Source organism: Actinomycetota bacterium (assembly GCA_030774015.1).
GTDB lineage: Bacteria > Actinomycetota > UBA4738 > UBA4738 > JACQTL01 > JALYLZ01.
Map to the genome: position 1 here is coordinate 1 of JALYLZ010000039.1, position 10,924 is coordinate 10,924.

At 71.6% G+C, this 10,924-nt stretch carries 12 protein-coding genes; 10 read left to right on the forward strand and 2 right to left on the reverse strand.

The window, feature by feature from the left end:
• The 8 genes from M3Q23_03660 to M3Q23_03695 form a co-directional block, all read left to right on the forward strand.
• A partial coding sequence (locus M3Q23_03660; GenBank protein MDP9341208.1) for an alpha/beta hydrolase occupies positions 1-1,036 on the forward strand: 1,036 nt, incomplete at its 5' end.
• Positions 1,033-1,959, forward strand: a complete 927-nt coding sequence (locus tag M3Q23_03665) for a P1 family peptidase (GenBank protein ID MDP9341209.1) — start codon at positions 1,033-1,035, stop codon at positions 1,957-1,959. The genes M3Q23_03660 and M3Q23_03665, both read left to right, overlap by 4 nt.
• Complete coding sequence (locus M3Q23_03670; protein ID MDP9341210.1) at positions 1,956-2,564, forward strand: uracil-DNA glycosylase; 609 nt, start codon at positions 1,956-1,958, stop codon at positions 2,562-2,564. The genes M3Q23_03665 and M3Q23_03670 overlap by 4 nt, the downstream gene beginning before the upstream one ends.
• Before the next feature lie 37 nt (positions 2,565-2,601).
• Positions 2,602-3,102 (forward strand): tRNA (adenosine(37)-N6)-threonylcarbamoyltransferase complex ATPase subunit type 1 TsaE, encoded by a 501-nt coding sequence (gene tsaE / locus M3Q23_03675; protein ID MDP9341211.1) that lies wholly within the window; start codon positions 2,602-2,604, stop codon positions 3,100-3,102.
• Complete coding sequence (gene tsaB / locus M3Q23_03680) at positions 3,099-3,803, forward strand: tRNA (adenosine(37)-N6)-threonylcarbamoyltransferase complex dimerization subunit type 1 TsaB (GenBank protein MDP9341212.1); 705 nt, start codon at positions 3,099-3,101, stop codon at positions 3,801-3,803. The genes tsaE and tsaB overlap by 4 nt, the downstream gene beginning before the upstream one ends.
• 16 nt (positions 3,804-3,819) lie before the next feature.
• Positions 3,820-4,305 (forward strand): ribosomal protein S18-alanine N-acetyltransferase, encoded by a 486-nt coding sequence (rimI, locus tag M3Q23_03685; GenBank protein ID MDP9341213.1) that lies wholly within the window; start codon positions 3,820-3,822, stop codon positions 4,303-4,305.
• A 40-nt stretch (positions 4,306-4,345) separates the two neighbouring features.
• A complete protein-coding gene (gene tsaD, locus M3Q23_03690; protein ID MDP9341214.1) occupies positions 4,346-5,380 on the forward strand; it encodes a tRNA (adenosine(37)-N6)-threonylcarbamoyltransferase complex transferase subunit TsaD in 1,035 nt (344 codons plus the stop codon).
• The gene (locus M3Q23_03695; GenBank protein MDP9341215.1) at positions 5,377-6,321 is read left to right on the forward strand and encodes an NAD-dependent epimerase/dehydratase family protein; all 945 of its coding nucleotides are present in this window, start codon (positions 5,377-5,379) and stop codon (positions 6,319-6,321) included. Before tsaD ends, M3Q23_03695 begins: the two co-directional genes overlap by 4 nt.
• On the opposite strand, the gene M3Q23_03700 is transcribed toward M3Q23_03695, so the two are convergent.
• Entirely contained in the window at positions 6,305-7,636 is a 1,332-nt protein-coding gene (locus M3Q23_03700; GenBank protein MDP9341216.1) for a phenylacetate--CoA ligase, read from the reverse strand. The two genes, M3Q23_03695 and M3Q23_03700, sit on opposite strands and share 17 nt — an antisense overlap.
• Positions 7,633-8,718, reverse strand: coding sequence for a hypothetical protein (locus M3Q23_03705; GenBank protein ID MDP9341217.1), 1,086 nt, complete (start codon positions 8,716-8,718; stop codon positions 7,633-7,635). The genes M3Q23_03700 and M3Q23_03705 overlap by 4 nt, the downstream gene beginning before the upstream one ends.
• A gap of 127 nt (positions 8,719-8,845) precedes the next feature.
• On the opposite strand from M3Q23_03705, the gene groES reads away from it, so the two are divergent.
• Together groES and groL are read left to right on the forward strand one after the other, a co-directional pair.
• On the forward strand, positions 8,846-9,142 hold the full coding sequence (gene groES, locus M3Q23_03710) for a co-chaperone GroES (GenBank protein ID MDP9341218.1): 297 nt from the start codon (positions 8,846-8,848) through the stop codon (positions 9,140-9,142).
• 113 nt (positions 9,143-9,255) lie between these two features.
• Positions 9,256-10,875 (forward strand): chaperonin GroEL, encoded by a 1,620-nt coding sequence (groL, locus tag M3Q23_03715; GenBank protein MDP9341219.1) that lies wholly within the window; start codon positions 9,256-9,258, stop codon positions 10,873-10,875.
• Positions 10,876-10,924 lie beyond the last annotated feature (49 nt).

Sequence of the window (10,924 nt, forward strand, 5' to 3'; positions counted from 1 at the left end):
GGCCTGGCTGGCCGGCCTGGCCGCCGGGGCCGGAGCGGCCGGCGCGGGGATCGCGCTGTCCCGGGTGGCCATCCGGCGCGACCGGCGCCGGGTGGACCCGGAGTCGCGTGAGCGGCTGGCAGAGCTCCCGCCGGAGGACCTCGGCCCGCTGGTGTCCTTCGACGGCTCGCTCCTGACCGTCCGCGCCGCGGGCGACCCGTCCCGGCCGGCGGTGGTGTTCTCGCACGGCTTCAGCCTGGACATGACGACCTGGCACTACCAGTGGAAGGAGCTCTCCAAGCGCTATCGCTGCGTGCTGTTCGACCATCGCGGCCACGGCGGGAGCGGGGCCGCGGAGGGCTCCGACTACTCGCTCCAGGCCATGGGAGAGGACCTGGTGGCGGTGCTGGACGCGGCCGTGGGGGAGGGGCCGGTGGTCCTGGTCGGCCACAGCATGGGCGGGATGGCCATCCTGGCCATGGCCGAACGCCACCCGGAGGAGTTCGGGCCTGGCGGGCGCATCGCCGGCGTCGTGTTCGCCGACACCGCCGCCGCCGAGGTGGTGCGGGGCGCGCTGGCCGGCGTCACCGCCCGCATCCACGCCCTGGTCAGCGCCCCCAAGCGGGCGGAGCGGATCCACCGGTTCATGCGGGCCGGCGAGTCCGACCTCGCCTACGCGGTGTCCCGCCTGACCCAGTTCGGCCCGAAGGCGCCTCCGTCGCTGGTCGCCCACGTGGCCCGTATCTCCGGCCGGGCCCCGCTCGAGGTGTGGGGAGACGGCCTGGCCGGGATCCTGCGCATGGACTTCCGCCACGCGGTGGAGCACGTCCGGGTTCCCTCGCTCGTGATGGTGGGCGACGTGGACCGGATCACGCCGCCGGCTTCGGCGCTGGCGCTGAAGGACGCCCTCCCCGATGCTCGCCTGGTCGTGCTGAAGGGCGCGGGGCACCTGGCCATGATGGAACGCCACGAGCAGTTCAACCGGGTCACGGAGCGGTTCCTGGAGTCGGTCCTGGCGCAGGCGGCGACACCCGCCGCGCGGGGGAGAAGGCCGTGATCACCGAGGTCGAGGGCATCCGGGTGGGCCACTGGACGGACCTCGAGGGCCTCACCGGATGCACGGTGGTGCTGTGCCCGCCGGAGACCGTCGGCTCCTGCGAGGTTCGGGGCGGCGCCCCCGGGACGCGGGAGACGGACGCCCTCCGCCCAGGCACGATGGTGAACGAGGTGCACGCGGTGGTCCTGACCGGCGGGAGCGCGTTCGGGCTGGCCGCCGCGGACGGCGTGGCGCGATGGCTGGAGGAACGGGGCGTGGGCTACGACACGCGGGTGGCCCGGGTGCCGATCGTGGCTGCGGCGGTCCTGTTCGACCTGGCCGTCGGCGATGCGGCGGCCCGGCCGGGGCCCGAGCAGGGCTACGCGGCGTGCGAGGCCGCCGCCGACCGCGTGGATGAGGGAACCGTCGGCGCGGGCACGGGCGCCACCGTGGCGAAGCTGCCCCACCCCGACCAGGCCATGAAGGGCGGCGTGGGGTCCGCTGCGGTGCGGGAGGGCGACCTGGTGGTGGGTGCCATCGCGGCGGCCAACTCGCTGGGGTTCGTGGTGGACGACGACGGCGAGCCCATCGCCGCCAACCGCAGCGGGCTCCCGGCCACCGCGCCGCCCGAGATCTGGGGGCCGGGCACGGCCACCACGCTCGTGGTCGTGGCCACCAACGCCGCGCTGACCAAGGAGCGCGCCCACCTGCTCAGCCTGGCGGCGCACGAGGGGCTTGCCGACGCGGTGAGGCCATCGCATACCATGTGGGACGGCGACACCGCCTTCGCCCTGGCCACCGGCCGCGTGGAGGCCGGCCAGCGGGCGGTCGAAGCCCTCGCCAGGAGGGCCGTCGCCGAATCGATCCGGCGGGCCGTCCGGACGGCGACCGGCGTGCCCGGCTTCCCCTCGGTCAGTGAGCTGGGGGAGGTGGATGGGCAGTGACGGTCACGAGGACCCTGGAGGAGGCCGCGGAAGAGGCGGCGACGTGCGTCCGGTGCCGGCTGTCGCAGGGGCGGACCCAGGTCGTGTTCGGCGTGGGCGACCCGCGGGCCGACCTGATGTTCATCGGGGAGGGGCCCGGCTACTACGAGGACAAGCAGGGCGAGCCCTTCGTCGGCGCGGCCGGCCAGCTGCTGAACCGCCTGCTCGGCGAGATCGGCATCCGCCGGGAGGACGTCTACATCAACAACGTGGTGATGTGCCGGCCCCCCGGGAACCGCGACCCGTTTCCCGATGAGATCGAGTCCTGCCGGCCGTGGCTGATGGAACGGGTGGCCCTGATCGACCCGGCCGTGATCGTGACGCTGGGCCGGTTCGCCACCGCCGTGATCCTGGACCGGCCGACCGTGTCGATCACCAAGGTCCGGGGCCAGCGGTTCCGGTGGGACGGGCGGGTGGTCATCCCCACGTTCCACCCCGCGGCGGTGCTGCGGGGCGGCGGGGACGCCTCCTCGCAGATGGCGGCCATCCGCCAGGACTTCCAGATGATGAAGCAGGCGCTGGCTGAGCGTCCCCAGCCGCCCGAGGAGCAGCTCGGCCTGTTCTGATGAGCGCGCCCCGGCGTCCCTCTCGAGATCCCCGCCCGTGAGCCACGTCATCGAGCTCCACGTCCCCAAGCCGGAGGACATGGAGGCGCTGGGGCAGGCGGTGGCCTCCCTGGTGGACCGGGGAGACGTGCTGTCGCTGACCGGAGACCTGGGGGCGGGGAAGACCACCTTCGTGCGGGGGGCGGCCCGGGGCCTGGGGGTGCCCGAGGGCCAGGTCCTGTCTCCCACCTTCACCCTGGTCCGCCAGTACCGGGGAACACACCCCGTCTACCATCTCGACGTGTACCGGCTGGAGCGGGTCCAGGACGTCATCGACCTCGGCTTCGAGGAGCTGCTCGACCCCGAGGGCGTGACCTTCGTGGAGTGGGGCGACGCCATCGAGGGCCTCCTGCTGGACGACTACCTGGAGGTCGAGATGTGGACCCGGGCCGAGGACGACGGCCGGGTGGTCCTGCTGACCGGGAACGGGCGGACATGGGCCAACCGGTGGGAACGCCTGGAAGCGGTGGTCCAGTCCTGGATGGAGCCGCCGCCGTGATCGTCCTCGGCATCGACACGTCGACCACGCAGACGAGCGTCGCCCTCGGCTCCGAGCGCGGCACGCTGGCGGCAACGTTCCTTTCCACGGGCCGTTCGCACCACGAGGCGGTCGCCCCGGCGGTCGAACACCTCACCCGGCTGTCCGGGACGCCGCTGTCGCACATCGGGGGCGTGGCCGTGTGCATCGGGCCGGGACTGTTCACGGGGCTGAGGGTGGGCATCCAGACCGGGAAGTCCATCGCCCAGGTCCTCTCCCTGCCCATGGTCGCGCTGACCTCGCTCGACGTGCTGGCGTTCGCCGTGCGCTACACGCGCCGCGTCATCTGCTCCGTGGTCGATGCCCGGCGAAACGAGGTGTTCTTCGCGCTGTACCGGCCCGCTCCCGGCGGGGTGACCCGGACCACCGAGTACATGGTGGGGAGCGCCGCCAAGCTCGCGGCCGAGCTGGAGGCTCGGGCGGAGGATGTGCTGCTCGTGGGGGACGGCGCGATGCGGTACCGTCGCGAGCTGGAGTCGGTGGGGAGTCCGGTGGAGTTCGCGTCGCCGGCGCTCGCGTTCCCGAACGCGGCCGCGCTCGTCGAGCTCTCCATTCCCAGGTTTCACAGGGAAGAATTCGACCGCGTCGCGGACGTGGTCCCGTTGTACCTGAGGAAGTCGGATGCGGAGATCGCTTGGGACAAAAGAGCCCGGACCGGCTGAGCTCGAGATCAGCCGGATGCGCCGCCGGCACCTCCGCGGCGTGATGGCGATCGAGCGGCAGGTGTATCCGCGTCCTTGGAGCCCCAGCCTGTTCCTGGCGGAGATGTCGGAGTCGGCGAACCGTACCTACCTCGTGGCCCGGATCGGCCGCGACGTGGTGGGGTACGCCGGCATGATCTGCTACGGCGACGAGGCCCACGTCACCACCATCGCCGTCGACCCCGAGCAGCATCGCCGCAAGATCGGGACCCGCCTGCTGTACGAGCTGATCGAGTCCGCCATCGAGATGGGGGCCCGCGCCGTATCCCTGGAGGTCCGGGTGTCGAACTGGGGGGCGCAGCGGCTGTACGGCCGCTTCGGGTTCCGTCCGGTGGGCGTGCGCAAGAACTACTACCAGGAGACCGGCGAGGACGCGCTGGTGATGTGGGTGGACGACGTGCACACCGCCGAGTACGAGCAGCTCCTGGACCAGATCGTGGCCGACGCCGCGGAGAGCGAGTGACCGGTGGGCCAAGCGGCGGAGAGCGCGGAGTGACGCGCGCTTGAAGGTCCTGGGGATCGAGACCTCCTGCGACGAGTCGGCCGCAGCGATCGTCGAGGACGGCAGCGGCGTGCTGGCCAACCTCGTCGCCAGCCAGGTCGACATGCACCGTCGGTTCGGCGGGGTGGTCCCCGAGCTGGCCTCGCGGGCGCACGTGGAGGTGCTCTCGCCGCTCATCGACGAGGCGCTGTCCCGAGCGGGGATGCGCTTCTCGCAGCTGGACGGCGTCGCGGTCACCGTCGGGCCCGGCCTGGTCGGGGCGCTGCTGGTGGGCCTGGCCGCCGGCAAGGCCGTCTCCCTGGCCACGGGCGTTCCGCTCATCGGGGTGAACCACCTGGAGGGGCACATCTACGCGAACTTCCTGGAGCACGGCCCGCCCCGGTTCCCTTACGTGTCCTTCGTGGTGTCGGGGGGCCACACGCTGCTGGCGTGGATGCCCGAGGAGGGGCGCTACGAGATCCTCGGCCAGACCGTCGACGACGCCGCCGGCGAGGCCTTCGACAAGATCGCCCGGTTCCTGGGGCTGGGCTATCCGGGCGGCCCGGAGATCGATCGGGTGGCGCGGAAGGGGAATCCCGACGCCATCCGCTTCCCGCGGGCCATGGAGGGCGTCGGCTACGACTTCTCGCTGTCGGGACTGAAGACCGCGGTGATCCGCCACGTCCGCCGCGAGCGCGCCGAGGGCCGCGAGCCCCGCGTGGAGGACGTCGCGGCGTCATTCCAGGAAGCGGTGGTCGACGTACAGGTCCAGAAGACCATCGCGGCGGCGAAGGAGCGGCGGGTCGAGCGGGTGCTGCTGGGTGGGGGGGTGGTCGCCAACACGCGCCTGCGGGACCGGATGCTGTCGGCGGCGGCCGAGGCGGGGCTGGAGGTGCTGGTCCCGCCGCTCGAGTACTGCACCGACAACGCGGCCATGATCGCGTGCGCCGGCTACTACCGGTTGGCCCGCGGCGAGCGGACGCCGCTGGACGTGGGGGCCGACCCGGGTCTGGCCCTCGACCAGCCCATCGCCGTCGAGCCCGCGCGGTCCGCATGACCTCGATCCTGGTGACGGGGGGCGCGGGCTTCATCGGCTCGCACCTGTCGGACCGCCTCCTGGCCGAGGGGCACCGCGTGATCGCGGTGGACGACCTGTCCACCGGCCGCATCGCGAACCTCACCGAGGCCCGGGGCTACGGCAAGGACTTCACCTTCTACAACATGGACATTCGCAGCGAGGGTCTCCGCACGCTGTTCGAACGGCACCGCCCCGAGGTGGTGATGCATCTGGCCGCGCAGCCGAACGTTCGGGTCTCGGTGGAGGATCCCGCCCTCGACACCTCCGTGAACGTGCTGGGGCTGCTGAACGTGGTGGAGTCCTCGTGCCGGACCGGGGTCCGCAAGTTCGTGTTCGCCTCGTCGGGAGGGACGATCTACGGCGAGCCGCGCCGGCTGCCGGTGAAGGAGACGGCGGTGTCAGGCTCCCGTCCGCTGTCGCCGTACGGCATCAACAAGAAGGTGGCCGAGGACTACCTCCGCTTCTACCAGCGGTACCGGGGGCTCGACTTCACGGCGCTGGCCCTGGCCAACGTGTACGGCCCGCGCCAAGACCCGGCCGGCGAGGCCGGCGTGGTCGCCATCTTCGCCACGAAGATGCTGGCGGGGGAGACGCCCACCATCTTCGGCGACGGCAACCAGACCCGGGACTTCGTGTTCGTGGACGACGTGGTGCACGCGTTCGCCCTGGCCATGGAACGAGGCTCCGGCAAACTGGTGAACGTGGGCACGGGCCTGGAGACCTCGGTGAACGGCCTGTTCCGGATGCTGGCTCAGATCACCGGCTTTGGGGGGCAGCCGCTGTACGGGCCGCTGCCACAGGGGGAGCTCCGCCGCAGCGCCCTCGACATCGAGCTGGCCATGGAGGCCCTGGGGTGGCACCCGTGGACGCACCTCGAGGACGGCCTCGGGGAGACCGTGGCGTTCATCCGCGGGCTGTAGCCGGCGGGTCGGGGAACGGATCCTGTTCGGCGGTGCGCTCGAACACCCGCCGGGCCTTTCCCATCTCCTGGCGGGGGATCGATCCCGGGTCCCCCACCACCACGGTCACCCGGAGCCGGAGGCGCTCGGCCAGGCGGCCCCGCAGCGCGGCGGCGACGTCGTCCCGGCCCGACAGGCGCGCCGTGGACGCCAGCTCGACGCGGACCTCGAGCTCGGGAAGCGTTGGGCGCCGGTCCACCACGATCGCGTACTGGCCGCCCAGCGCCGCGTCGTCCAGGACGACCGCCTCGATCTCGCTGGGGAACACGTTCACGCCCCGGATGACCAGCATGTCGTCGACCCGTCCGGAGAACCGCGCGATCCGCCGGTGGGTCCGGCCGCAGCCGCACGGCTCGTCGACGAACGCGGTCATGTCGCCGGTCCGGTACCGGATGACCGGGAGCGCTTCCTTGGTGAGCGTCGTCAGCACGAGCTCGCCCAGCGTGCCCGCCGGCGCGGGGTCCCCGGTGTCCGGGTCGACCACCTCCGGCAGGAAGTGGTCGTCGAAGACGTGCAGCGCACCCTTGCCCTCCCGGCACTCCATGGCCACCCCCGGCCCCATGACCTCCGAGAGCCCGTAGATGTCGCAGGCGTCGATCCCGCCCCAGGCCGCCTCGAGCTTCTGCCGGAAGGCCTCCGACCACGGCTCCGCACCGCACACCGCGTAGCGAAGCGGGATGCGGTCCAGCAGCCCCTCCGCCGCGGCGCGCTCGGCAAGCAGCATCGCGAACGACGGTGTGCAGGCCAGGCCGGTCGCGCCGAGGTCCGCCAGCAGCTGCACCTGCAACCCTGGATTGCCGCCCGACGCAGGGACCACGGTGGCTCCCAGCCGCTCCCCGCCGTAGTGGAGCCCCAGCCCCCCGGTGAACAGCCCGTAGCCGTAGGCGACGTGAAACACATCCTCCGGTGTCCCCCCGGCGCAGGCGATGGCCCGCGCGTTCACCTCGGCGAAGGCCTCGATGTCGGCGCGCGTGTACGCGACCACGGTGGGTTTGCCGCGGGTCCCGGAGGAGGCGTGGATCCGGATGGTCTCCGACAGCGGCACTGCCAGCATCCCGAAGGGGAAGGTGTCCCGCAGCTCGCTCTTGGTGGTGAACGGAAGCGTGCCGAGGTCCTCCACCCTCCGGATTCCGTCCGGGTCCACGCCGGCCAGCTTCCGGTCCCAGTACGGCGATGCTTGGTTCACCAAGCGCCTGATGAGATGCGCCAAGCGCTGTGCTTGGTGGACCAAGCGCTCGGCGGGATCCATGGTCTCGAGGTCCGGCTGGAGGATCACGGCGCCGCCGATTGTGCACCATGCTCGAGGACCCACGTCGTGAACGACGCCGCTCGCCACAGGTCGGGAAGGCCGCGCACGAGGCTCCCCGGCGTCACGTGGGTGAACGTGGTCAGCGCGTACTCCGGCGCGTGGAACGCGCTCGCCAGCAACGCGGCCTCGGAGGGCGGCACCGCGGGGTCGTCGAGGGACTGGAGGACCGCGACCGGTGCGTCGATCCGCCCGACGTACCGGCTGGGTGAGAACGCCCTGATCTGACGCAGGATGGACGCGGGAAGCCGGTCGATGAGCGCGAGGGCCCGGCGAGGGTCCCGGTTCTCCAGCACGCCGTACACGGCACGGGCATCCGCCGACAGCTCCGACGGCGGGAGGCTGCCGGCCATCGCGTCCTCCAGGGCCGCTCGGTCGGCCGGGAGGAGGAACCGCTCGGCCTGGTGGCGGAGGATCCCCGTGGCCTGGGGCGCGGGCTGCCACCGCACCACCCGCCCGTCCGCGGTGGTCGCGTGGGTGGTGATGCCCTGGATGACGTGCCGCAGATCGAAGTAGGCGCCGAACGTGGCGACGAACCCCACCGACCCCGCGATCCGGGGGTCCGCCGCGGCGATGAGGGCGAACGACCCGCCGTCGGAGATCCCCACGAGCCCCACGGAGCCGTCCACGAACGGGAACCGCTCCAGCAGCAGCACCGAGCGAACCAGGCGGTCGATGTCGTCCCGCGAGAGGACCCGGAACCGGAGCTCCAGCTGGGGTACGAACACCACGCGCCCGGTCCGGGCGATGGCCGAGGCCAGCCGCTCGATGCGCGGATCGTCGGCCCCGCCCCGGGCCGCCCCGTGGACCAGGACGATCCCCGGCGCGGGCCACGACGGCGTGTACAGGTTCCCCACCAGGTCCGGAGCCACGACCACGCGGCCCACGCTCACCGACGAACCGAACACCCCCGGGACCGGCAACCCCACGGCCCGGGCCACGGCCAGCGCCGCGGTGACACGGACGTGGATGGGCGGCACGTACCACAGCCCGGTCAGCACGAGCACGACGGCGGCCACCCACCGAAGCCACCGGTGTCGCCGCCCGCCCACGACGGCGAGCATAGGCCGGTGCCCCAGCTTTCACGTTGACCTTCTCGGCGTTGCTGGCTATCCTATTAGCACTCGCAGGGCAAGAGTGCTAGCAGTCTGGTCAGGGAAGTCACAAGAGGAGGGATCGATGGCGAAGTTCAGCCTGGAGCCTCTGGAAGACCGCATCGTGGTCAAGCCGGGGGAAGAGGAAGAGACCACGGTATCCGGCATCGTCATCCCGGACACCGCCAAGGAGAAGCCCCAGGAGGGCGAGGTCATCGCCGTGGGGCCGGGCCGGTTCGAGGACGGCCAGCGTGTTCCCCTGGACGTGAAGGTGGGGGACAAGGTCATCTACTCGAAGTACGGCGGCACCGAGGTCAAGGTGGAGGGCGACGAGTACCTCATCCTCTCCGCCCGCGACGTCCTCGCCGTCGTCAGGAAGTAAGCCGGGGCTTGTCGCCCGCCGCAGGCGGGCTCGCCCGACCGATTGAAGCGTCAGGAAGCGTCGTGGGGCGGGGCTCGTCCCCGGCTCACAGCGTCGCCAACCGAGGAGGCCGAATGGCAGCGAAGGTAGTGAAGTTCGACGAGGAGGCCCGCCGGGCCCTCGAAGCGGGAGTGAACAAGCTGGCGGACGCCGTCTCCGTCACCCTCGGCCCGAAGGGGCGAAACGTCGTCCTGGACAAGAAGTGGGGCGCCCCCACCATCACCAACGACGGCGTGACCATCGCCAAGGAGATCGAGCTGGAGGACCCCTACGAGAACATGGGGGCCCAGCTGGCCAAGGAAGTCGCCACCAAGACCAACGACGTGGCCGGCGACGGGACCACCACCGCGACGGTCCTGGCCCGGGCCATGGTCCACCGGGGCATGCGCAACGTCGCCGCGGGGGCGAACCCCATGGCCCTGAAGCGCGGCATCGAGAAAGGCGTGGCCGCCGCGGTCGAGGCCATCATGGCCCAGGCCAAGGACATCGACTCGAAGGACGAGATCGCGCACGTGGCGTCGATCTCGGCCGCTTCCACCGAGATCGGTGAGACCATCGCCGAGGCCCTGGACAAGGTGGGCAAGGACGGCGTGGTCACCGTCGAGGAGTCCAACACCTTCGGCATCGAGCTCGAGTTCGTCGAGGGCATGCAGTTCGACAAGGGGTACATCTCGCCGTACTTCGTGACGGATCAGGAGCGCATGGAGGCGGTCATGGAGGACCCCTACATCCTGATCGTCAACAAGAAGATCTCCGCCGTGCAGGAGATCCTGCCGGTGCTGGAGAAGGTCCTCCAGGCCGGGAAGCCGCTCATGATCATCGCCGAGGACGTGGAGGGCGAGGCCCTGGCCACGCTCGTGGTCAACAAGATCCGGGGAACGTTCGCCGCCGTCGCGGTGAAGGCCCCCGGCTTCGGCGACCGCCGCAAGGCGATGCTCCAGGACGTGGCCATCCTCACGGGCGGCCAGGTCGTGTCGGAGGAGGTCGGCCTGAAGCTCGAGAACGCCACCCTCGACCTGCTGGGCCGGGCCCGGCGCGTGGTCGTGGCCAAGGACACCACCACCATCGTGGAGGGCCAGGGCGACGAGGACGAGATCAAGGGCCGGATCAACCAGATCAAGGCCGAGATCGACAAGACCGACTCGGACTGGGACAAGGAGAAGCTCCAGGAGCGCCTGGCCAAGCTGGCCGGCGGTGTGGCGCTGATCAAGGTCGGCGCGGCCACCGAGGTCGAGCTCAAGGAGAAGAAGCACCGCATCGAGGACGCGGTTTCGGCGACCAAGGCCGCCGTCGAGGAGGGCATCGTGTCCGGGGGCGGCGTCGCGCTGATCCGCGCCGAGGCTGCCCTGGACAAGCTCGACCTGAACGGCGACGAGGCCACGGGCGCCCGCATCGTGCGGGAGTCCCTGGCCGACCCGGCACGATTGATCGCCGACAACGCTGGGTACGAGGGCGCGGTCGTGGTGGAGCGGATCCGCTCCGAGGGCGACACCCGCGGGTTCGACGCGGCCAAGGGCGAGTACGTCGACATGTTCAAGGTCGGCATCATCGACCCGGCCAAGGTCACCCGGTCCGCGCTCCAGAACGCGGCCTCGATCGCGGCGCTCGTTCTCACCACCGAGAGCGCCGTCGTCGAGAAGCCCGAGGAGGAGGAGCCGGGGGCCGCCGGGGGCGGCCACGGGCACATGCACTAGCAGCATCGCGAACGCGACGCTTCGGAAGGGCCGGCCTGCGCGCCGGCCC

What these genes read in the sequence shown, in the direction of transcription:
- rimI (MDP9341213.1), top strand. Translation starts at nt 3,820, where the DNA reads ATGCGCCGCCGGCACCTCCGCGGCGTGATGGCGATCGAGCGGCAGGTG.
- M3Q23_03695 (MDP9341215.1), top strand. Translation starts at nt 5,377, where the DNA reads ATGACCTCGATCCTGGTGACGGGGGGCGCGGGCTTCATCGGCTCGCAC.
- groES (MDP9341218.1), top strand. Translation starts at nt 8,846, where the DNA reads ATGGCGAAGTTCAGCCTGGAGCCTCTGGAAGACCGCATCGTGGTCAAG.
- groL (MDP9341219.1), top strand. Translation starts at nt 9,256, where the DNA reads ATGGCAGCGAAGGTAGTGAAGTTCGACGAGGAGGCCCGCCGGGCCCTC.